Genomic DNA, 22,564 nt, shown 5'->3' with positions numbered 1-22,564 from the left:
GCTTCCTCATGTGGAAGCCCAACACAGCAGGCGCGGCAGCTAAAATCGACGCGCTTCTGCAGCTCGGGGCTGTCTGCCACCCCGCGCAGAGGAGCGCCGAACATGCTTTGATGACTGCCGCATGGCCGCAGACGACCGAGTGAAGCTCGAGGTCGCTTTCGGCCGGCAGGCGGCCGCCGGGGGGAGTTTGTCATCTCCGGAAGGCGACCGGACTCTGATACCCCTTGGAGTCTGCCTGGGTTTGGAATGCGTAAATCCACTCGTTTTTACACCCGAGACGGACGCACTTTCGTTGATAGGATTCGAATTTCTCATCATCGTCTTCTTCGCCTCAATCATGGCGGGGGCGCTGGGGTCGATCGTGGGCCTCGGGGGTGGCGTGATAATCATCCCCATACTTACGATACTACTTGGGGTGGACATCCACTTTGCCATTGGGGCCAGCATCGTCTCGGTCATAGCGACGTCCAGCGGAGCGGCCGCGACCTATGTCAAGGACAAGATGACTAACCTGCGTATCGGCATGTTCCTAGAGCTGGCGACGACAGCGGGGGCGATCATCGGGGCGGCCATCGCGGCATACACCAATGCCTTCCTCCTTGAGCTCATTTTCGGGGGCATTCTGCTGGTGTCGCTAGTCCCCCTAATCAGACAGATTGGCGAGGACATCCCCACCAACCCCGAACTGGTGGGTCTCGCCAAGCGCCTATCGCTTCAGGGATCCTACACCGAGGTAGACGGGTCGACGATAAACTACAATGCCACCAGACCCGAGCGCGGCCTCGTCGGCATGTTCGCGGCCGGGCTCATCTCGGGGCTGCTGGGAATCGGGAGCGGGACGTTCAAGGTCCTATCCATGGACCTGGCGATGAAGCTCCCCATGAAGGTCTCGACGACCACCTCCAACTTCATGATTGGCGTCACCGCGGCGGCGAGTGCAGGCATCTACTTTGCGAGGGGTGACGTCAACCCCTTCATCGTCGCACCCGTCGCCATTGGGATCCTCATCGGCGCCTTCATTGGGACCAGATTCCTGTTGAGAGCGAGGAACCCGACAGTCAGGAAGATTTTCGCAATAGTGCTGGCAATCTCTGCGGTCGAGATGATAATCAGGGCCCTCGGAGTATGATTCGGAGATGAACCTCAGCGACCGAGAAGCGATGAACGACGTGATAAGTCGCGTCCTGAGATACGGGGTCTTGATCTCAGCCGCAATCCTCGTCGTCGGGACCGTGCTGCTGATTGCGAGCTACAGCTTCAGCGATTCTTCGGTCTTCCTGAGGTACGTCCCAGGCCAAGTGACTCAGAGTAATTTCAGCCCGTCCTTCTCCTCTCTGGCCCTTGGGGTGGCCAGGCTAGATCCCTTCTCCATCATCGAGCTCGGGGTGATCGTTCTCATCGCGACCCCGGTGTCGAGGGTTTTCTTCTCCATTCTCCTGTTCGCCGCAGAGAAGGACATGACATATGTCAAGATCACGCTAGTCGTGCTCGCCCTCCTCCTCTTCAGCATGCTGGTGACACCATTCATCCCGATCTTCAACGCGTGAGTGAAGCCAGCACAGGGTGGTCAGCGCGCGGCTGCGACAACGGCTGACCTCTGTGTGCCTATTGACACGGGACGAGGACATCCTGTTAAAAACCCCGTAACGCAGCTGTGAGGGCAGAGTAGAACTGTTCGATTGGCGATCCTAGCGAGTTTTCCACTGGCCGTATCTTCGCTCGCATATCTCGGAATCCTGCTCATCGCCGCAAAGCTCGGTGAAGAGGCGTTCCGCAGGGCGGGTCTCATCCCCTTCGTCGGCGCCATCCTGGTCGGCATGCTGCTCGGCCCCGGCGTCCTCAATGCGGTAGAAGTGCTCCCGACCATCGCACTGTTCGTTTCAATCGGAATAGACTTCCTTCTTTTCGTGAGCGGGGCCGAGGAGTTCGAGGCTGCAAGGCTCAGGGGGGCGTTTGCCAAGAAGTCTTCGCTCGTGGTCTCCCTGGCACAGTTCGTTGTTCGGTTCCTGGCAATCACCGTGATATCCTATTTCCTGTTCAGGCAGCTGACCGAGGCCTTGGTCGTAGGCGTCGTTGCTGGTATGAGCAGCGCGGGACCGCTGTCCAGGTTACTTACCGACACCGGGCTCGCCAGGACTGACGAAGGCACGACCATCTTCTCCCAGGTCCTCGTCATAGAGGTCGCCGCCGTAATCCTATACTCGTTCATCTTCGACCTCGCCGGCAGAGCCATCACCTTCCTGTCCGTGGCCGTCACCGCAGGGGAGCTCGTGGCCGCGATTCTCGGAATCGTGGTATTCGGCAGGTATGTGATGGTCCCGCTTCTGGAGTGGGTCGAAGTCCACCTGAAGAGCCGCGAAGCCGTCTTTGCGATAATCATCTCCATTCTCCTGATTGCGGGGTTCGTCGGCCAGGTCACAGGCTTCAACGCGGCGATCGTAGCCCTCTTCCTGGGGTTGCTGATGCAGAAGTTCCTCGCCGCCAGGCCGGTCCTGATGGAGAAGCTGCGTGCGTTCACCTATGGTTTCTTCGAGCCTATGTTCTTCGCCGGCCTCGGCCTCTACTTCATCCACGTCACGCCAGCTCTTATCGCCGTCGGCTTGGGCATTTTCGGAGTCGCCCTTGCTTCAGACGCTGCTGTGGGAGCAGCCTCGGCCGGCTTCTTCCACATGGACCGATGGCGTAACGCGTTCGGGACGAGTGTGAAAGGAGGGGTGGACGCGGCGCTGCTCGTTTCTGCTTTCACCGCGGGAACCGCGCTTATAGGGAGCTTCCTCTACTCTGCTACGGCCATAGGGATCGTATTCCTCTCCCTGACCTCGCCTCTCCTCTTCAGGCGCCGTGCCGAACTAGTCTCGATTGACCACGAGGGGAGCACTCAGAAGAAGGTGGTCAAGCTACACCTCCAATCGATGACGGCGGGTGACATCTGCAAGACCCTGCCGACGGTGGCGGTCAGTGACGACGAGCCGGTCAGACATGCGTTCAAGACGCTCCTTGATTTCGACGCGCGCGCAGCCGTGGTCCTCAAGGCAGGGAAGCCTGTGGCTACCCTTCTGATGCGCGACGTCACCGGTCTTTCAAGACGGGAGATGGCGGGCAAGGTGTCGGAAGCCCCGCTGGCGGAGCTGGTCGAGGTGGAAGAAAGCGAACCCGGCCTCAACCTTACGGTGCTTTTCAGGGAGACCAACGTCCCTATCGTCGCGGTGGTCGACGGCTCCGGGAGACTGCTGGGGACGATACTGGAGAGGGAGATACTGAGGAGGCTGGTCGAGTCCTTGGACGAACAGGAGAGCGGGGGAGCGCATTAGCGGTGCCGCCGCGCCGGCTCCGGGCTTTGGCGTTGGACCGAGGCGACTTTGTCTAGGTGCATGCACGATGAACCCTACTCGCGGCAATAACATCAAGTAACGGCACCCTGATAACACTCCATTTGGAAAGCTCGTCGACGAAGCCCATCGGAGGGATAACCTACGGCGGAAAGAAGATGATGTGGACCAAAGGAATCGTCGCGAACAAGAGTGTCTATCTGTCAGGAGTTGAAGGCATAGATCCTTCTACAGGTGAGTGTGGGCAGGATGTTGAGACGCAGACGACAGTCGCGCTCCAAAAAGTCAGCACCCGGCTCGGGGAAGCAGGGACCGACGTCAACCATATCGTCAAGCTTGTGGCCTACGTAGTGGGTAGGAAGAACCTAGACGGATACAGGGCGGCCAGAGAGTCCTGGGTGAAAGCGAATTCCTTGACTTCTCCACCTGACTACGCGAGCACTCTGGTCTTGGTCGACGGGTTAGCACGACCAGACATGCTAATCGAGTTGGACGTAACCGCCGTCCTCCCCTGACGAAGCCTTCCCGTTGCAGATTTCACTTCATCTGGCCCCCAAGGAGATACGAGGGCAGGGTTGTTGTTCAGCGAGCCATCCTGACCCCGAAAGCGTCAGACCAAACCCGAAAAATCATGCCCCGGCCGGGATTCGAACCCGGGTCGCCGACTCGAAAGGCCAGCATACTTTCGGCAGCCTAGCTTTGACCGGACTATACTACCGGGGCTGGGACGCCCCAGCCGGCTCGCCAATTAGAGCTTTCCCGCTACGAGGAGGTGAAGAAGCACCAGTCGCCCAGTGCGATATCCGAGGCCCATCCCCTGGCCACCTCCATGCTTCTGGGCAAGGGAGAGCCCCCCATCGGCAGGTAGGAGTTCCTTACCCCTTTCACCCCCACGCTTCGCAGAGTTCTTGACGCCTCCTCCGGAGGCAAAGAAGCCTCGAAGTACCGCCTTCTTCCCCATATGACCGGGACCGCTCCGTCGCTGTAGTAGTCGGTCACCATGGAACAGGGACCCTCGGAACTGCCCATCAGCGACGACGCAACCAACCCCTCGTCGGGTGACAGCCCGCACCCGCCTTCCCTGCGAAGCCGCGCCCACCTGCTGTACGTCTCGAGCCTGGGAGACAACCTGACGGCTCCCCGTCCAGATGACCCGTCGGCCAGGAGGTACATGCCTTCCAGCTCCTTCGGAGACACCCTCTCTTTGGGGAATGAGATGAGGTCCTGGACAAGAGGAAGGATAAGGTCGGCCGGGTCTGTGGCAGACCAGCAGTAGCCGGCTGGTTCCACGTGCACCCTCTCCCTGCGTCGCCTCGCACAGATGCGCCCGCGCCCCTCTACGGCGTACCCTCTCCTTTCGAATGCGGACACTAGAAAGTTAGACTGGGCCCGGTTCAGCTTGGGGAGGAGGATGAAGTGCAGCATTCCTATCTTCAATTGATGGACCCTGAATGGAAACAACCCTCGAACGCTTAGGGGAACCGATTATATAATGAGCCTAACCCCTTCGACGTCGGCATGGGGAGAGGGGGAGACGACGGGGCGGTCACACTCGAAGCGCTGGAAGCCCGTATGCGGTCATATGCCAAGCGTGTGGACTCGGCCCTTGAGCGAGAGCTCAAGCTCTACGCCCACTCGAGGTTCCACGATCCCCTCGTCTACTCGATCGAAGGGGGGAAGCGCGTCAGGCCCGTCATGCTCATGCTTTCCGCCGAAGCCCTCGGCTGTAAAGACGACTCGGTACTAGGGGCCGCCACGGCGGTCGAGCTGCTGCACACGGAATCGATAATCCATGACGACGTCATTGACGAGGAGAAGGTCAGGAGGGCCAAGATGCCGTTCCACCTGAAGTACGGGTACAGCGCCTCCCTTCTCAGCGCTGATTTCGTCTTCGCCATGATCCTAGCGATAGCCGCCCGGTACGAAGACAGCAGGGTCGCGGAGGAGTTGAGCTATGCCGCGCTCCAGATGTCAGAGGGAGAGTACTCGGAGCTGACCATCGACCCCCAGATCTACAAGCTGACCTGGGACGAGTACATCAGGATAGTAACGGAGAAGACTGCAGCCCTCTTCGAGACCTCCTCGAAGCTGGGTGCTTTGATCGCCGGAGGAGGAGAGAAGGAGGTGCAGGCACTGGCAGAGTACGGCAGGTGCATCGGAGTCGCTTACCAGCTCAAGGACGACCTTCTCGACTGGAGGTCTAAGGACAAGGTCTCTCTGGGCCTCTTGAAGACCCACAGCGAGAGCGAGGTGGTCGGGAAAATGACTGCACAGGCGCAGTCCTTTGCCGAAGAGGCGAAGCGGATGCTGATGCACCTTCCCAGGAACGAAGCGACGGTCCTCCTCGAGGACCTCTCAGACTTCTCGATTCTCAGGCAGTACTGAACAGCGAAGAGCGCGCCCCGAACCGGTATCCGGACAGCAGTTTCGCTACGGGTGCAGTATCTGCAGCATCATTATCAGGGCGACGACGAACCCGAATATGAAGAGGGTCTCAGGGATGACCAGGAAGAAGAGGACCGTCCCCGTCCTTTCGGGTTTCTCAGCAACCACTCCCATCCCTGCCGCGCCGATGCCGGACTGCGCGATTCCTGTAGCGATGAGGCCACCCGCCATGGCGATGGCTGCTGCGATGAACGTCAGGGCCGTCGGCAGGTCCATTACGAACGCCATTCCCGATTCTTTTCCCGCTCCGCTGTGAGGGACTTTTAACTGTTACTCGCTGGACGGAACAGATTTGCGGGCCGCCAGCGCTACTTCGTGTATCTCTTCCTTACAGCGAACGGAGCGAACTGCTTGCCGTTCCCTTCGAAGAACTTGGTGTAGAACTCGACGTAGTGGAGCCTCACCCCTTGGATGGACGGCTCGAATATGCCGAGGACTATGTTGAGCAGGTGGACCATCAGGGTGATGACGGCGACCAGGACCACAGCCGTGATCGGGGCCCTCCCCACGCTGGAAGCGAGGCTCGTGTCGACGATAGAAGCGAGCAGGACGGACGCGAGCAAGACCCCGAGGATCCTCGCGTAGGACATCACGTGGCTCCCCAGGGTAGGAATCTCCATCACGAACCTCGGCCCCTCGCTCACCCCCACTACGACCCCGAAGGCGACAAGTGAGGCGATGCACACGTAGGCCGCAGTGAGCGGAGACGGGAACAGCGACCGGTCAAAGAAGTCGGCGAACCCCACCGTTCCGCTCCACATGAACCCGAGCCATCCTATCTTCCCGATGGCATGCTTCCTGTGGCCGGTCTTGAACCCGAGGTAGATCCCGAAAAGGTAGCCGAGGGTGATGTGCCCGATCCCGATGAATATGGTGATCACCATGAGCAGGGGGAGCTGGACGACGACGTTGAGGAATGCTGCGTACCAGGGTAGGGCGGCTCCGAAGTATTCGTTGAAGAGGACGCCGAACAACATGGCGGAGACCCCGCCGGTCATCAGGATCTTCCCGACAGTCCCCAAGGTCCTCTTCCCCATCATCCCCCTCCCGAAAGAGCGGATGGCCTTGGGGATGGCTTTGGCGCTGCTCTTTCCGGTCCCTATCCTCATGAAGTAGAGCCCTGTCATGAAGATCACGGCCCCGTACCCCACGTCTCCCACCATCAGGCCGAAGAAGATCGGAAAGACGATGGAGAAGGTCAGCGTAGGGTCGATCTCGCCGCTCTTAGGGAGGGAGAAGAACCTGACCAGGAACTCGAATGGCTTGACTCTCCCGCTGTTCTCCATTAGGGTGGGAGCGTCCTCCTCTCGCCCCCGCACCTTCAGGAACACCACCCTTCCCGACGCCGACGCGCGGAGGCTCTCCTCCAGCGGCCCCAGCCGGGGCTTCGGGACCCACCCCTCCAAGAGGACCGTCCTGTCGCTCTGGGCCAGCTTGCCGATGGCCTCATGCCTCTGGGTTTCGATGGCAAGCGCCTCGCGGATTGCAAGGACATCCCCGTAACGCTTCTTGGAAATCTCCTTCAAGCCCGCTTCGGCCTTGGACCTGGACGCGCCGAGGGCGGCGGACTCCTCCTCGAGCTTCTTCCTGGCCTGCTCCGGGCTCCCGAGGTCGTAGGGGAGGTCCACCTTGAGCGCCTTGTACTTCTCGAACACGGGCTTCACCTGCTCTTCAGCCTTCCTCGGGACCGCCACCAGGGCCATCGCGTCTCCGTCGGACATGGAGTAGCTCTCCACAACGCCGTCTTTGGCAGCGGCCGTAAGCTCGGCCCGGAACGCGTCGTACGAATCCCGAGGGACCGCATAGAACCCGGATATCAGGGCCGAAGCTGTGAGGACGGACAGGTCACTCCGGAAAGACGCGACCCTCTCGAGGCTCTGCAGGTATGCCTTGTTCCTTGCCAGCCTGACGTCGATGCCCTCAATCTCGGTCTTGAACTTTCTGACGTCTTCGTCTATCTTGAGCTCGTCCGCTTTCTTCAGGACGTCATCGATTCCGTCGAACTGCACCTGGCCCTCGAACGGCACCGGCGGGAGCGCCGCCACCAGCCCTTCGAACCTGAAGCTCTCGTCTGCCACCTTCCGTTGGAGCTCCGGAGGGGCCGGTTCCCCGAAACCGTCCGCGGGGCTCCTTTCGACCTGCTCTAGCTGCATCGCCTTCGCCTCATGGAGGGAAGAGAGGATCCCTGAGAGATCTTCTCTGAGGGCGACGACCCTTACCCTCTCCATGGGGACCGGGGTTAGCAAAGCGCTTCTACCTACAGGGTGAGGACGGAGTCGAGTATCTCCTTAGTGGGGATCTTTCTCTCCTTCTGGCGCCTGACCCCTTCGGCCGCTTCGGAAGCCTCGTGCCTTATGGAATCCAGCTCCCTTTCAGTTTCTGCTCTTCCTGCCCGTAGAAGTTCAGAGCGTAGAGCGGACGCCTTTTTCGTTGCTTCGGCGACGATCCCGTCCGCCTCTTCCTTCGCCTCCGCTTTGATCTTCTCCGACTGAGACGCCGCCGCTTCGAGCTTTGCTCTCGCCTCCACCTCTGCCCTCTTCACGCGCTCAAGGACTGCTGCCTGCTCAGGCTGAACGGCCTGCTGAGTCTGGTCTTTGGCGGCTCCGGCCATCTTTTCCGGCCCGCCATCGACGGCATTAATAGGTTGTGGCCTTCAGGACAGCACGATAATCAGGACGACGAGAAAGACGAAGAGGATAACCAGATTGACGAGCATCGTCAGCAGCCAGAAGTTCCTGACGAGCCAGCCGCGACGGGTGTCAGACCCGCTGCTCTTCATTTTTCCGCGGACAGCTTCGCCTTCACCGTTTTCAGGGTGACGAAGTTCTCCCTCTCCATCTCATCGAACCTCATGGAGATGTACTTCGCCTGGCCCTGGAGGCGGGGTATCAGGACGTTCTCTATGGAGTTTACCCTCCTCTTGGTCTTCTCCACCTCTGCCAGTATCTTTCTCAGGGTGTTCTCGACCTCCGCGATGTCGAGGCTGATCCGTAGCGCCTCGGCGAACCCCGCCATAGCGTCCTCCGTCTTGACCGACAGCCCCACCAGGGCGTACTGCTCGTTCATCACCTTGTACTGCGCGTCCCTCCCTGCGATCTCAGGGATCTTGACCCCCATGACGTTCCTGGTGGTTATGGAGAGGCCCTTCATCCTCGTTGCCCTGTAGGCAACGCTCTCCAGCGTTATCCTCCCGTGATACATCTCGGCCACCTTGAGCGAGGTGTAGCTCCTGTCCATGGTCTGCTTGAGCTTCTTCCTCAGGTCTAGCGCTTTCCTGTTTATCTTGAAGAATTCGACGATCAGCGCGGCCCGTTTCCGCTTTAGGAGGCTGAGCCCCTTGTTGGCCAGGCGTATCCTCGACTTCAGTCTGAGGAGCTCCATCCTGGTCGGCTTGACCGACTCGCGGGCGGACATGACTGTCTACTCCCTCTTTCAGGGCGTCTTGGCGGCAGCGGGCGCCTTGTAGTACCTGTCGATGAACTCCTTCTTGACCCTCTTCAGGTCCCCCTCAGGGAGAGCGCTGAGAATCCCCCAGCCTATCCTGAGGTCGTCCTCGATGGTCCTGTCCTCATACTTCCCCTGAGTGACGAACTCCTTTTCGAACTTGTCAGCCAGCCTCAGATAGACCCTGTCGGTCTCTGTGAGGGCGGCCTCTCCGACTATGGCGCTGAGGCTCCTGAGGTCCTTCCCCTGGGCGTAGGCGGCATAGAGCTGGTCCGCGACTCCTCTGTGGTCTTCGCGGGTCCTCCCCTTCCCAATCCCCTGGTTCATCAGCCTTGACAGTGACGGGAGGACGTCGATGGGCGGGTACACCCCTCTGCGGTGCAGGTCGCGGCTCATGACCACCTGCCCTTCAGTGATGTACCCTGTGAGGTCTGCAATCGGGTGGGTGATGTCGTCCCCAGGCATGGAGAGTATCGGGATCTGGGTGATCGACCCCTTCTTCCCCTTGATCCTCCCCGCCCTCTCGTAGATGGATGAGAGGTCCGTGTACATGTACCCAGGATACCCCCTTCGTCCCGGCACCTCTTCCCTGGCTGAAGAGACCTCGCGGAGCGATTCGCAGTAGTTGGTCATGTCACTGAGTATCACCAGGACGTGCATGTCCTGAGAGAAGGCGAGATACTCGGCGGTCGTGAGGGCCATCCTGGGGGTGATGATGCGCTCCATGGAAGGCTCGTCCGCCAGGTTGAGGAACAGCACGGCCCGCTCGAGGGCTCCGGTGTTCTCGAAGTCGCGGATGAAGAAGTTTGCCTCTTCGCTCGTCATCCCCATGGCCCCGAAGACCACTGCGAAGCTCTCCTCTTTGCCGAGGACCTTCGCCTGGCGGGCGATCTGGGCCACTAGGTCGTTGTGCGGCAGCCCTGCCCCAGAGAAGATCGGGAGCTTTTGTCCTCTCACAAGCGTGTTCATGAGGTCGATGGAGGATATCCCGGACTGGATGAACTCCGACGGCTCGGCCCTGGAGTAAGGGTTGATCGCTCCCCCTGAGATGTCTGGTCGTTCGCTGGAGACAATCCGCGGACCGCCGTCCCTGGGGACTCCCAGCCCGTTGAAGATCCTCCCCAGCATCGCATCGGAGACAGGGAGCTTGACCGTCTCGCCCTTGAACTTCACCCTGGTGTTCGGAAGGTCCAGCCCTGTGGTTGTCCCGAAAATCTGGACGACTGCCAGTCCGGCGCTCGTGTCAAGGACCTGGCCGTTCTTCGTGTCGCCGTTAGGGAGCGTGATCTCCACCAGGTCGTTGTAGCCGGCGTCCTTGACCCCCTCTAGAAAGAGGAGCGGCCCGGCGACCCTCGTGACCGAAGTGTACTCTATCTGGCTCATGGACTTCCCTTCCCTGCCGCCGCATCTGATTGCGCTTCCGGTGCAAGCGACCTGAAGGAGGCCTCCGTGTCCCCCAGGAGGCTGGATATCTCGCTTTCCGCCCTGTCCTCGGGGATTTCTTTCATCCTCCCGATCCTCCCCCTGACCTCAAGAGAGAGGACCCTGGCGAGGGGGATCCCGGACTCCACTGCCTTCAGCTCCATGTCGTGGAATGAAAGTATGACCCTGAGCATCAGCCTCTCCTTCTTCATCGAAGTGAACGCGTCCACCTCGCTGAAGGCGCTCTGCTGCAGGAAGTCCTCCCTGATCATCCTCGCCGCGTCGAGGACCGCCCGTTCCCTTTCTGGAAGGGCGTCTGGCCCCACGAGTTGCACAATCTCCTGGAGTTCGGCTTCCTGCTGGAGGATGAGCATCGCCTTCGACTGCATCTCGAGGAAGTCTGTGGAGACATTGGCTGCATACCAGCCTGCGAGCACGTCCTTGTAGAGCGAATAACTCGTCAGCCAGTTGATGGACGGGAAGTGCCGTCTGGAGGCGAGGCTCGCGTCAAGCCCCCAGAACGCCCGGGTGACCCTGAGGGTGTTCTGGGAGACGGGCTCCGATATGTCCCCGCCCGGCGGGGAAACGGCTCCAATCACGCTTACGGACCCTTCCTTCTTCTCTCTGCCGAGAGTGATGACGCTTCCGGCCCTCTCATAGAACTCGGCCAACCTCCTCCCGAGATAAGCGGGGTATCCTTCCTCGCCGGGCATCTCCTCCAGTCTCCCGCTGATCTCCCTGAGTGCTTCTGCCCACCTCGAAGTGCTGTCGGCCATCAGCGCCACCGCGTACCCCATGTCCCTGTAGTATTCGGCTATCGTTATCCCCGTGTATATGCTCGCCTCTCTGGCAGCCACGGGCATGTTGGAGGTGTTCGCTATCAGCACCGTCCTCTCCATCAGGGGCCTCTTGTTCCTCGGGTCTTCCAGTTCGGGGAACGTGGTGAGGACCTCCGTCATTTCATTCCCCCTTTCCCCGCACCCGACATAAACGACTACGTCTGCGTCGGACCATTTCGCCAGGCTCTGCTGGGTGACCGTCTTGCCGCTGCCGAAAGGCCCGGGTATGCAGGCCGAGCCTCCTCTGGCGATGGGGAAGAAGGCGTCGATGACCCTCTGTCCGGTGATCAGAGGCTTCTCGGGCTGGAGCTTCTGGGCGTAGGGCCTCGGTCTCCTGACCTCCCACCTCTGCATCATGGGCAGGCGCTTCGTCCCGTCCGCCCCCTTGACCGCGTAGACCGGCTCTTCGACCGTAAACGACCCGTCGGAGATCTCCGCTATCTCCCCGGCCACCCCCTGGGGGACAAGCACCTTGTGGAGGGTAGAGGCCGTCTCCTGGACCGTCCCCACCACGTCCCCAACGGTGACCCTGTCTCCGCGCTTCGCCACAGGGACGAACTTCCACTTCTTCTTCTTGTCGAGGGCCTCGGCCGAGACTCCTCTTTTGATGATGTCCCCGACCCTTTCCTTTATGACCGGGAGAGGCCTCTGGATGCCGTCGAAGATTGACGTCGCGAGCCCCGGCCCGAGCTCAGCCGACAGCGGGGCGCCTGTGTTCTCGACCTTTTCTCCCGGCTTGATGCCGGCCGTGTCTTCGTAGACCTGGATGGCCACCCTGGGTCCGGAGAGTCTGATGACTTCCCCGATGAGCCCTTCCTCGCCGACCCTGACGACGTCATACATCTTGGCGTCCCTCATCTGCTCCGCTTCGACCACCGGCCCCGAGATCTTTACTATGATGCCCAAGAGATGGTTTTCCCTCCCCTTCTCATTCCAGATTTATCCCTATCGACCTTCTGATGAGGTCCTGGAGCGAGGTCTCTTCTGCCCCCTCCTCGTCCCCGGCCCTGCTGGGGACGAAGACGACTATCGGCTTGGATGAGGACTCCACCCTGTTCTGGAGCTTCCAGTCCATGGCTTTCCTGAGAGAGTTGCTGGCGATGATGATCCCGACGTCGTCCCGACCGAGCAGCTCGGACAATTTCTTCGCCCCTTCGGCCCCTTCGACAGTGTACCACTCGGAGACCCCAGCGAGTCTGAACCCCAAGGTGACCTTGTCATCCCCCACGACGATCGTTTTGTCTGTCCTCTCAGCCATCTAGGGCTCCCTCCCGGCTGGGTCACGCCAGTCCGCGCTGCGCGCCCTATGCATAGACAAGGGAGCTCCTGATCTCCTTGTCAGGGACCTTGTACTCCTTCCCCCGGATGACCTTCACGAGGTTGTCGATTTCCAGATCCTTGAGCATTATGTACGCTACGATTGACGACAGGGACGGAGGGGCGACCCTCAGGGATGCTATCGACTTCTGGGCTATCCTCCTGCTGAGGAGGTTTTCGAGCGCGACCAAGCCGCTCTCTCTGTATGCCGGGAGCGCCTCTGAAAGGTCATACTGCTGCCTGAGCCCCTCGACCAGTTCTTCCACGTTCGCCCCCCTGTACAGCTCTGCCAGGGACGCCACAGAGAGATTTCCCCCCTCCACGAGATATCGTACGATGTCTTGGGCTCCCACGCCGCGCGCCTTCCCCTTCAGCACTGCAATGATGTTCTTCTCGTCGATCGAGGACTTCAGCGCCACCGCGACCCTGGCGTCCGCCCCGGACCTCCCCTGGACGGAAAGGATGAGCCGCCTGAGGTAGGTGAGCTCGAGTTGGAGGAGGAGCGGGCCGATGTCCCCGTCCGTCCTGTATTTCTCAAGATAGACCTCGAAGTCCCCTCCGTACCTCTTGCTCGCCCAGGTCACCACACCGGCCACGTCCTTCATTTCGGCGAGCTCCTTGAGCTCGTAGTACGAAAGGACCCCGGCCATGGGGCCGAGCGGGAAGTCGGTGCTGGAGACGAGGAAGACGTCAGTCATCTGTCCGAGGGGATAACCCATCGCCTTCGAGGTTATGATCAGGCTGACGTTGCGTATGTCCCACCTCCCGAGGATGAGGGACACGACGTCCTTCGAGTCGTCCGGCGTGAGAAGCAGAACGCTCTTCGAAATCCTGACGAGGTGCCTGTGGACGGCTGCCTCGAGGAGGTCCGCCCCAGAGTACTTTACGGCGAGGGTCGCCAGGTCGTCCTTGTAGACGGTCAGGTTCAGCTCGTGAGTGAGCTCCCCGAAGTCCTTGGTCGAGACCAGCGACTCGAACTTCTGCTGGGAGAATAGGTCCGACTGCATTGCCTTCACTCTCGCGTTCGCGTAGGCGTACATCGCGTCAACCACGGTCGGCCCACCTGCTAAGCGGTGCTCTTCCCGTCCCCAAAGACCTTCTCGACCAGCCTCAGCCTGATGGCGTCGCTCCTCTCTCGGAGCAGGGAGTCGATGGAGTTGTCTACTCGCCGCTTGCCGTCGACTGAAATGACGAGCGCCCCGCCTCTGAAGTCGACCTGGTCCTTCGACATCTCGCCTGGCAGCTTCTTGCCTTTCAGACGACTCCTGTCTTCTGGTGTCACGTGGACTATCGCCCCCTCTCCGATCTTCGAGACCCCGTCCTTTATGACGCCCGCGAGGAAGTCGAGGTACTCATCCGACTCCATGAAGTCGTCTACTGACTTGCGCAGGACGTCCTCGTAGCGACTGAGGACTTCCTCCCGTGCCTGGAGCAGCTCTCTCTTCGCGGCGAGCCGCGCCGCGGCCACGGACCTGAGCCTTTCGGCGCGCGCCTCTCTCTCTGCCTCAGCCTTCGCGTCAGAAATAATCGAGTCTGCCTGGGCCCTTGCGGAATCTGTTGCCTTTTTGGCCTCGTCTCTGGCATCCGACGTTAGTCTAGCCGCCTGCTCGTCCGCGTCCTGGCTGATCTTGGCTACGATTTCTTCGAGGCCCAAGGACAGACGAGGGCTTCGGGTTACCTATTTAGGAGTTCATCAAATGAAACGCGTCTGACGGAAAAAGGGGCATCCTTGGCTACGGGATGACGCTCGACGCCGCGCTTGACGCGAGACTGATGAACTGCTGGGGGAATAGGCCTATCCCGATCATCAGGCCGACCAGGACCGCGAACAGAGCCACGGACCAGAGAGGTTCCTTGACCCTCTCCGTGCTCTCTCCCGGGTCCAGATACATGCGCTTGATGACCCAGAAGTAGTATCCGAGGCTGAAGGCGCTGTTCAGTATCGCCGCGACCGCCACCCAGGCCAGGGGGGTGTTGATGACCGAGACGAAGAGCAGGAGCTTGCTCCAGAAGCCGTTGAGAGGAGGGACTCCCGCCAGCGCGAGGAAGGAGACTGCCAGGGTGAACGCAGCGATAGGCATCCTCTTGGCCAGGCCGTTGTACGCGCCGAGGTCTCCTCTCTTGAGCTGCATGAGCACGACCATCGCCACAAGGAAAGCGGCCCCCTTCATTATCGCATGGTTGACGATGTGGAAGATCGACCCCGTCAGCCCGAGCAGGCCGTTGTAGGCGAAGGCACCTGTCTGCTGGCTGTAGGCGAAGATGGCGAAGCCGACCAGGATGTACCCGGCCTGGGCGATGCTGGAGTAGGCCAGCAGCCGGGTCATGCTCTTCTGCGTGAGTGCAGCGACGTTCCCAAGAGTCATCGTGATGACAGCCAGGACCGCAAGGACATTCGCCAGGGTAAACACGGAGTTCGGGGCGAGGGCGTAGACGGTGGCGATGACCAGGACGACCCTGATGGCGGCCACGAAACCTGCTTTCTTGGTAGCCGTCGCGAAGAGGGTGGCAATGGCTGGTGGAGAACCCTCGTAGGCGTCGGGGACCCACATGTGGAACGGGACTATGGACATCTTGAACCCGAAGCCCACGACGAAGAGCAGGATAGCGACGCTAACGAGGGGATTGAACGGCTCGAGGGCAAGCCTCGCCACGACTCCGGACATCTGAGTGGTTCCCGCCACCCCGTAGGTCAAGCTGATGGCGTAGAGTATGATCGCCGACGAAAGCGCCCCGAGTATGGCGTACTTCGCGGCGGCCTCGTTCGACTGGACCCTCTTCTTGTCGAACCCCGCCAGCACGTAGGTCGGAAGGCTCATCAACTCCCATGCGACGAACAGCATGAGGAGGTCCGCTGAGTACGAAAGGAGGACCATCCCCAGAGCGGAGAAGACCAGAAGAGAGTAGTAGGATGGGATGTTCGGCCCGTTCGGTGACGAGTAGAGCGATGCCACCGCCACCGCCAGGGTCACCGAGAGCACCACCAGGGCGAATATGTCCCCCAGGAGGTCGGACACCAGCAGGTTCCCAAAGTAGGGGACCATGCCTGTCCCCCCGTTGACGGTGTTCGCCGCCACCATGACGATGGCCAGGGCCAGGGCGGCCATCGAGGCGTAAGCTCCTGCTCTGAACCGGCTTTCCACGGTCTGGAGTACCGGCGTGCCCAGTGCGGCCGCTCCCAGCACCACCACCGCAGCGAGGATGTAGTCCATTCTAGTGGCTCACCAGCTGGAGGATGTGTTGCACGACCGGGGCGGCCGGCCCGAGGACCAGGACCGAGAAGAACATCATGACGATGAGAGGGACAAGATAGAGCGCCAGGACACCGGCGTCCAGGGCCTGGATGTCAACCCCCGAGGCTCCGGTGGGCGGCGGGGACAGGACCACCCTTTTGATCATCCAGAGCATGTATCCTCCAATCATCACAGGGACGAGTATCGTGACCGCGGCGTAGGGGGTGGCGTGTATCCCGCCCACGATCACCAGGACCTCGGCGACGAAGCTCCCGAACGGAGGAAGCGCCATGGCCCCGACGCACGAGAAGACCAAGAGCAGCCCTCCCCTCGGAATCAGGCGCTGCAGTCCGTTCATCAGAGAGATGTCTGTGGTCCCGAGCCCCTTCTGGATGTAGCCCGCCAGCATGAAGAGGGACCCGGCCGTGAACGCATGGACGAACATCTCGAGGATAGCCCCCTGCATCCCTATGATGCTCCCGGACGCCATGGTCGAGAAGGAGCCGAACACGACGAACCCCATGCCGGCTAGGCTCGTGTATGCGAACATCGACTTCAGGTTCTTTGACAGGATAGCGACCCCGGCACCGTAGAACATCGTCACCGCCCCGACCGCCATGAACGCCCAAGCCCACTGGTGGGCAGCCTCTGGAAAGAGACCGATGCTTATCCTGATGAGCCCGTATCCGCCCATGGCCGACTGGACCCCCGCGAGAAGGACGGCTACAGGCGCGGGCGCCTGGGTGTAGGCGTCCGGGAGCCAGCTGTGCAGTGGGAAGACGGGGAGCTTGATCCCGAAACCGATGAACGAAGCCAGGAGGGGGAGATACTGGATGGCGGCGGGAATCTTACCGGCGAGCGAGGGGATGTCGAAGGTCGTGGGGGAGACCCCCATGTAGGCGGCCATCAGGGCGAGCAGCAGGATCATGCTGCCCGTGAAGATGAATATCATGAACTTCATGGCCGCGTATGTCTTCCTGTCTCCCCCCCAGATCCCTACGAGGAAGAACATGGGCACCATGACGAGATCCCAGAAGAAGTAGAACAGCACGAGGTTGAGGGAGAGGAAGACCCCGACTATCGCCCCCTCGAACAGGAGTATCAGCGCATAGTAGACCGGTTCGTCCTTGTCTATCAGCCTCCTGGACCCGATGACGGCGAACACGGTCAGGAGGGCCGTGGCCAAGACCAGGGGAGAGCTGAGCCCGTCGGCCCCGACCAGGTAGTTGACCCCGAAGGAGGCGACGCTGACCCAGCTGTACTCCTCGGTCAGGGCGTACTGGCCCGTCCCGGACCCCGCAAGGCCCCCGAAGTTGGCGTAGACGAAGTAGAAGACGTAGAGGGCGAGCAGTAGCTCGACGACCGTCACCCCCAGAGTGAACCACATTCCTGAGGCTCTGCTCCTCTTTAGCAGGAGGTAGGCCGGGACCGATGCGACTATGGGGAGGAACAACACGATGGAGAGGATAGGGATCATATCGCGATGTACACCCCCGAGAGCAGCAGGAAAAGCAGCAGCAGGATGATGAGACCGACCGCGAGGACCAGCGCGTACTGTTCGAGGATCCCGGTCTGGAGCCTGCGGAAGGTGCGCGAGAGGACCTGCCCGACCCTGGCGAAGCCGTCTGCGGCCGCTTCAACCACGTTCCTGTCGAACCAGTTCCCTCCGGCCGAGAACCAGAGTGCGAGGGCTCTGGCTCCGTTGTTGACCCTTTCGAGCACGCCTATCTCGAAGTTGTCGAAGGCCCAGTATGACGCCCTGAGCGGGGCGTTTACGAAGACCTTGTAGTAGACGGCGTTGATGTACCACCTGTTCTCGAGGAAGGTGTGGACGTCGTGCGCCAAACCGGAGTCCTTCACTATGCTCGACGGCGCTATCTTCCTCCTTACGTACAGCTGAGTCGAGACGAACAGGCCTATGACTACAAAGCCGAGCGTGATCAGGGATGAAACGAAGTTGAACTGGGACACGGGACTCAGCCCGCCGAACAGCGCCCCGGTGAATAGGCTGTAGATGTACGTGATCGAGGAAGCCTGCAGGAAGCCGCCCAGGTTGAAGAACCCCAGGATGCCTATGATGACGGTACCGACGCCGAGGGCGGAGTAGGGGACCCAGCTCAGCGGGGACGGCTCCTTGAGCTCGTGCCCAGGCGCTTCATGTCCTGGCTTCCCCCTGAGCCCATAGAACACCAGGCCGAACATCCTGAAGGCGTAGAAGGCGGTGAGCCCGGCGGTCGCCGCCCCCACCAGGAAGAGACCGTACTGCCCCGACCCCCATGCCGTGGCGAGGATGGCGTCCTTGGACCAGAACCCGCTGAGCGGAGGGATGCCCGACAGCGCCGCAGCCGCAATCAGGAAGACGGCGAATGTCGTCTTCAGCTTATCCTTGAGCCCGCCCATCTCGTTGATGTACTTCGTCCCCGTCAGGTGTATGAGGACTCCGGCCATCAGGAAGAGCGCGGCCTTGAAAACGGCGTGACTCATGAGCTGGAAGAGGCCGGCCGACAGCCCCTCCGCGAAGTTCGTGGAGAGGCCGGCAAGTCCTAGTGCCAGCATCATGTATCCTATCTGGGAGACCGTGGAGTACGCCAAGAGTTTCTTGAGCTCGAACCCCACCATGGCCTGGGTGGCAGCCAGGAACGCTGTGAACGCCCCTATCCACGCCACCACCATGAAGAATGGCTGGATCAGGGCGGGGTTGGCGGCCATCGCGAAGTAGAAGATCGGGCCTATCCGGGCCACAAGGACGACCCCCGCGTTGACCATGGTCGCGGCGTGTATCAGGGCCGAGACAGGCGCCGGGCCGGCCATCGCGTCCGGAAGCCACTCCTGGAGCGGGAACTGGGCAGACTTCCCTATGGCGCCGCCGAAGATGAGAAGCGCGACCGGCACGAGGAGCCCTGCGGCCGCCAGGGACGCCGCCCACCCTGTGGAGGTGGCCAGGGCGTGATAGCTGAAGGTCCCCGAAAAGACGAACAGGATGAGTATTCCGGCGAGCATCGCCAGATCTCCCACCCTGGTCATGAAGAACGCCTTCATCCCCGCATGTGACGGAGGATAGGCCTGCTCCTCCCCGAGGGCCTTCGATCCCGGGGTCCCTACCCAGTTCTCTTTCTCGTCGTGATAATAGTACCCGATGAGGGCGTAGCTGCACAGGCCGACCCCCTCCCACCCGATGAAGAGCCCGAGCAGGTTGTCCGACAGCACTATGAGCTGCATGCTGCCGATGAAGAAGCTCATGAAGAACCAATACCTGGTGAGGCCGCTGTCTCCCTTCATGTAGTCCACGCTGTAGACCATCACGAGGAGGCTGATCCATGCGACCAGGTTCGCTATGATGACGGTGAATGGGTCAGAGAGGACCCCGAAGTTGATCCCCAGTTCAGGTATCCATGGAACGGACGTAGGGATTATCGAGTTGAACAGCGAGATGGTGTCACCTTGCAGCACGGGGATGAGCAGATAGAGAGCGAATATCGCGGACAGGAACGGGAAAAACACCGCCGCGATGTCCCTGACTTTCCCCTTCCCGGTCAGAGGGGCGGCCAACGTCCCCACGTATGGGAGGATGAAGATGAGCCAAACGAAGTACGACGGGACGGGTACGGCGGTCATGGCTCAGCGGGCCCCCAGTCCGATGCTGCTCGCGAAGTGGTAGAGCGACCTGAAGAAGAGGTCGGGATAGATGCCTATGACGATTGCCAGTATCGCAAGGAAGAGAATCGGGAGAGTCATGATCAGCGGGGCCTCCTTGACATCATTCAGCTCGGCGGGTAGCGGCCCGAAGAATATCTTCCTCACCGGCCAGAACGTGTAAGCCACGGTGAAGATCGTGGCGGCCAGCCCGCCGATGGCGACGAACAGGTTCCATCCGAGGGCTCCAGTCGTCCCCCTGGCGAAGACCCCTTCGAAGAGGATCCACTCGGCCTGGAACCCTCCAGTGGGCGGGACCGCCGATATCACCATCGTTCCGATCAGGACTAGCGCCGCGGTCAAGGGCATCTTCGACGCCAGCCCTCCCATCTTCCGGATGTCTCTCGTCCCCACCTGAGACACCAGGATCCCGGCGACGCAGAAGAGGATGGTCTTGCCGATTATGTGGTTGAGGAAGTAGAAGACGCCCCCGGACACCCCCAGGAGGGTGATGCTCCCGATCCCGAGGAGAGAGTAGGCGTTCTGGCTTATGGTGGACCAGGCATAGACGTACTTCACGTCGTTCTGGACCAGGGTCATAGCCCCTCCGAAGACCATCGTGATCAGCGCGATCACCATCAGCGGGAAGGAGAACGGGAGGAACGCCGCAGGCATCCCCTCGACAAGCAGCCTGACCACGACGTAGTTGCCGACGGCCACGATGGTGGCCATTATCGGAGCGAAAGACGTGGGGTGCTCAGCGTGGGCGTAGGGGAGCCACATGTGTACCCCGAAGACTGCCATCTTGATGAGCCAGCCGACGAGGATCAGGCCGACCGCCCAATACGCGATAGTCCCCAGCGGAATCGAGGAGAGAGCCGAGATCTGGAAGCTCCCCGTCGCAGTGTAGACCACGACTATGCCGGCGAGGAAGATGAACGCCCCGAGGTGGTTCCAGATGAAGTACATTATCGCGACCCGCTCCTTGTCGACATAACCGAAGAGCGCCATCATGAAGGCGGAAGGGATCAGCATCAGCTCGAGGAACATGTACAGCTCCAGGAGGTTGGTGGACAGGGAGATCCCGATCAGCCCGGCGTCCAAGAGCATGAAGTTGAGGAAGTAGAGAGAGTACTGCCCCTTCCGTTCCTCGCCGTACATGGCCTCCAGCCTGTGCTTCATGTACCCCATCGAGTAGACCGATGTAGCCGTTACCACGATGTTCATGGTCAGGGCGACGGGTACGCTCAGGTTGTCCCCGAGGAACCCGAAGACCAGCCCGGAGACCGGCGCCCAGGTGTAGCTCTCCTGCACGGCCGCGCCGCCGTTGAAGAGAGAATATGCGAGAGAAGCCAGAAGCGCCGTCGTGTACAGCAGCGAGGCGAAGGCTATCCAGCCCACGTTCCTGCCGAGCTTCCTCCCGAGGAGCAAAGCCAATGGGGCAACGATTAGGGGAACTGCCACTGTCTGAAGGAGGATATACTCCATGCCCAATACCTACTTTGCCGGGCCCTGCGACAGACGCATTCCAGTCCTACGTACGAGAGGCGGAAGGAGAGGGGGCATATCTATCAGCTATCCCTCCAGGGTCCTCATCTCGCTGACGTCGATGTCGTTGTGCAGCCTGTAGGCCACTATGACTATGGAAAGCAACACGGCAGCCTCTGCCGCGGCCAGGGCTATGGAGAAGAGGACGAACGTCTGGCCGAAGGCGTTAGCCTGCTGCGCGTAGGGGAGATACTGGTTGAAGGCGACGAAGTTCAGGTTCGCCGCGTTTATCATCAGCTCCACGGCGAAGAGGAGCCTGAGCGCGTTCCTCTTCGTCACGAGGCCGTATACCCCGATGCCGAAGAGCATCGCGGAAAGTATGACGAAGTCGGCGAGGGTGTTCAACTGGAGCCCTCCCTGTCGACCCTGGATAGGGCGAGGGCTCCGACTATGGAAGCCGCCAGGACCAAGGCCAACACTTCGAGGACGGGGGCGTACCCCGTAGAGATGAGCTTCCCGATGTCGACGAAAGTCGCCGTGTTGGAGACGCTGTTGAACCTTGAGAGGTTCGCGTCCACCACGGCGAAGGCGAGCGCGACGACCACGGCGACTCCTGTGATCGCACCGGCGACGGTTGTGCCGGAGGTCGCCTTGACCTCATTCGCCCACCTCTCCTGTCTGACCAGCATCACGGTGAAGAGTATCAGGACGGCCACGGCCCCTATGTACACTGCTATCTGGAAGACGGCCACATATGGGGCGTCGAGGAGGAAGAAGAGCGCGGCGACCCCGAAGAGTGACCCGGCCAGCCCGATAGCTCCGTAGACTATCTCCTTCGCCTCGAGGGAGAAGATGGCGCTCGCCAAAGTCACCGCGGCCATGGCCAGGAAGATGGCATCAGCCGTAGGTTACCACTCCTTTCTCCGTGTCGAACTTCACCTTGTATCTCCTTCCTTCGAGCTTGGGGGGGACGGAGAGCATGTCCGGGGTGTACTTCAGCCCCATCTTGTCGTAGGCCGCGAGCTCAAATTCGTTGGTCATGTCCAGGGCGTCGAAGGGGCAGGCGTCTACGCACAGGCCGCAGAAGACGCACCTGCCGTAGTCCACGGCCGGCCAGATCTGCTTCTTGTTCTGGGGCTTCCCCTTCTCCAGCTTCTGCATCTCGATAGCCACCGCTACCCCATCGCAGGCGATGGCGCAGAGCTGGCAGCCCGTGCACTTCTCGAACTTTAGGATGTGCCTCCCCTTGAACCCCGCCAGGCCCACCCCCTGCTTAGCGTCGTAGTGGTACCCTGGCCCCTCGAGGTCGAGCTTCTGCTCTGGGTACCTCAGCGTCATCCTAGGGTGGAAGAGATGCCTCAGGCCGGTCCAGGTTGCCAGCCCGACCCCCTTGATGTAGCTCCAGGTGCCCATC

The 22,564-nt window shown here is 60.8% G+C and carries 22 protein-coding genes and 1 tRNA gene; 5 read left to right on the top strand and 18 right to left on the bottom strand.

Going from position 1 to position 22,564, the window contains the following annotated elements:
* Positions 1–337: 337 nt before the first annotated feature.
* From JRN21_01445 to JRN21_01430, 4 genes are all read left to right on the top strand, one after another.
* A complete protein-coding gene (locus tag JRN21_01445) occupies positions 338–1,129 on the top strand; it encodes a sulfite exporter TauE/SafE family protein (protein ID MDG6987970.1) in 792 nt (263 codons plus the stop codon).
* Positions 1,130–1,136: 7 nt separating this feature from the next.
* Positions 1,137–1,547 carry a DUF1634 domain-containing protein gene (locus tag JRN21_01440; GenBank protein MDG6987969.1) on the top strand — a complete coding sequence of 137 codons (411 nt, stop codon included), beginning with the start codon at positions 1,137–1,139 and terminating at the stop codon, positions 1,545–1,547.
* 132 nt (positions 1,548–1,679) lie between these two features.
* Complete coding sequence (locus JRN21_01435; protein ID MDG6987968.1) at positions 1,680–3,311, top strand: cation:proton antiporter; 1,632 nt, start codon at positions 1,680–1,682, stop codon at positions 3,309–3,311.
* A 122-nt stretch (positions 3,312–3,433) separates the two neighbouring features.
* Positions 3,434–3,844, top strand: coding sequence for a RidA family protein (locus tag JRN21_01430; GenBank protein ID MDG6987967.1), 411 nt, complete (start codon positions 3,434–3,436; stop codon positions 3,842–3,844).
* 117 nt (positions 3,845–3,961) lie between these two features.
* Here JRN21_01430 and JRN21_01425 read toward each other — a convergent pair.
* Positions 3,962–4,052, bottom strand: a tRNA-Glu gene (locus tag JRN21_01425).
* Between the two features lie 39 nt (positions 4,053–4,091).
* On the bottom strand, positions 4,092–4,790 hold the full coding sequence (locus JRN21_01420) for a hypothetical protein (protein MDG6987966.1): 699 nt from the start codon (positions 4,788–4,790) through the stop codon (positions 4,092–4,094).
* A 57-nt stretch (positions 4,791–4,847) separates the two neighbouring features.
* Here JRN21_01420 and JRN21_01415 point away from each other — a divergent pair, with 57 nt between their 5' ends.
* The gene (locus JRN21_01415; protein MDG6987965.1) at positions 4,848–5,714 is read left to right on the top strand and encodes a polyprenyl synthetase family protein; all 867 of its coding nucleotides are present in this window, start codon (positions 4,848–4,850) and stop codon (positions 5,712–5,714) included.
* A 45-nt stretch (positions 5,715–5,759) separates the two neighbouring features.
* Here the strand turns inward: JRN21_01415 and JRN21_01410 are convergent, their stop codons facing one another.
* The 16 genes from JRN21_01410 to JRN21_01335 form a co-directional block, all read right to left on the bottom strand.
* Entirely contained in the window at positions 5,760–5,990 is a 231-nt protein-coding gene (locus JRN21_01410; protein MDG6987964.1) for an ATPase, read from the bottom strand.
* A gap of 92 nt (positions 5,991–6,082) precedes the next feature.
* Complete coding sequence (locus JRN21_01405; protein ID MDG6987963.1) at positions 6,083–8,020, bottom strand: V-type ATP synthase subunit I; 1,938 nt, start codon at positions 8,018–8,020, stop codon at positions 6,083–6,085.
* 11 nt (positions 8,021–8,031) lie between these two features.
* The gene (locus tag JRN21_01400) at positions 8,032–8,385 is read right to left on the bottom strand and encodes a V-type ATP synthase subunit H (protein MDG6987962.1); all 354 of its coding nucleotides are present in this window, start codon (positions 8,383–8,385) and stop codon (positions 8,032–8,034) included.
* Positions 8,386–8,549: 164 nt separating this feature from the next.
* Entirely contained in the window at positions 8,550–9,188 is a 639-nt protein-coding gene (locus tag JRN21_01395) for a V-type ATP synthase subunit D (GenBank protein MDG6987961.1), read from the bottom strand.
* Between the two features lie 18 nt (positions 9,189–9,206).
* Positions 9,207–10,601: a V-type ATP synthase subunit B gene (locus JRN21_01390; GenBank protein ID MDG6987960.1), complete on the bottom strand. Its 1,395-nt coding sequence runs from the start codon at positions 10,599–10,601 to the stop codon at positions 9,207–9,209.
* On the bottom strand, positions 10,598–12,385 hold the full coding sequence (locus JRN21_01385; GenBank protein ID MDG6987959.1) for a V-type ATP synthase subunit A: 1,788 nt from the start codon (positions 12,383–12,385) through the stop codon (positions 10,598–10,600). Before JRN21_01385 ends, JRN21_01390 begins: the two co-directional genes overlap by 4 nt.
* A gap of 22 nt (positions 12,386–12,407) precedes the next feature.
* The gene (locus tag JRN21_01380; protein MDG6987958.1) at positions 12,408–12,737 is read right to left on the bottom strand and encodes a hypothetical protein; all 330 of its coding nucleotides are present in this window, start codon (positions 12,735–12,737) and stop codon (positions 12,408–12,410) included.
* A gap of 46 nt (positions 12,738–12,783) precedes the next feature.
* Positions 12,784–13,848 (bottom strand): V-type ATPase subunit, encoded by a 1,065-nt coding sequence (locus JRN21_01375; protein MDG6987957.1) that lies wholly within the window; start codon positions 13,846–13,848, stop codon positions 12,784–12,786.
* Between the two features lie 14 nt (positions 13,849–13,862).
* Positions 13,863–14,450, bottom strand: coding sequence for a V-type ATP synthase subunit E (locus JRN21_01370; GenBank protein MDG6987956.1), 588 nt, complete (start codon positions 14,448–14,450; stop codon positions 13,863–13,865).
* Between the two features lie 79 nt (positions 14,451–14,529).
* Entirely contained in the window at positions 14,530–16,008 is a 1,479-nt protein-coding gene (locus tag JRN21_01365; protein MDG6987955.1) for an NADH-quinone oxidoreductase subunit N, read from the bottom strand.
* Position 16,009: 1 nt separating this feature from the next.
* The gene (locus JRN21_01360; GenBank protein ID MDG6987954.1) at positions 16,010–17,506 is read right to left on the bottom strand and encodes an NADH-quinone oxidoreductase subunit M; all 1,497 of its coding nucleotides are present in this window, start codon (positions 17,504–17,506) and stop codon (positions 16,010–16,012) included.
* Complete coding sequence (locus JRN21_01355) at positions 17,503–19,644, bottom strand: NADH-quinone oxidoreductase subunit L (GenBank protein ID MDG6987953.1); 2,142 nt, start codon at positions 19,642–19,644, stop codon at positions 17,503–17,505. The genes JRN21_01360 and JRN21_01355 overlap by 4 nt, the downstream gene beginning before the upstream one ends.
* A gap of 3 nt (positions 19,645–19,647) precedes the next feature.
* Entirely contained in the window at positions 19,648–21,156 is a 1,509-nt protein-coding gene (locus tag JRN21_01350; GenBank protein ID MDG6987952.1) for a hypothetical protein, read from the bottom strand.
* An 81-nt stretch (positions 21,157–21,237) separates the two neighbouring features.
* Positions 21,238–21,531 carry an NADH-quinone oxidoreductase subunit NuoK gene (nuoK, locus tag JRN21_01345; GenBank protein MDG6987951.1) on the bottom strand — a complete coding sequence of 98 codons (294 nt, stop codon included), beginning with the start codon at positions 21,529–21,531 and terminating at the stop codon, positions 21,238–21,240.
* 20 nt (positions 21,532–21,551) lie between these two features.
* The gene (locus JRN21_01340; protein ID MDG6987950.1) at positions 21,552–22,031 is read right to left on the bottom strand and encodes an NADH-quinone oxidoreductase subunit J; all 480 of its coding nucleotides are present in this window, start codon (positions 22,029–22,031) and stop codon (positions 21,552–21,554) included.
* 16 nt (positions 22,032–22,047) lie between these two features.
* Positions 22,048–22,563 (bottom strand): NADH-quinone oxidoreductase subunit I, encoded by a 516-nt coding sequence (locus tag JRN21_01335; GenBank protein MDG6987949.1) that lies wholly within the window; start codon positions 22,561–22,563, stop codon positions 22,048–22,050.
* Position 22,564 lies beyond the last annotated feature (1 nt).

The organism is Nitrososphaerota archaeon (assembly GCA_029785825.1).
Lineage (GTDB): Archaea > Thermoproteota > Nitrososphaeria > Nitrososphaerales > Gagatemarchaeaceae > UBA183.
This window is presented reverse-complemented; position numbering and strand designations above follow the sequence as displayed.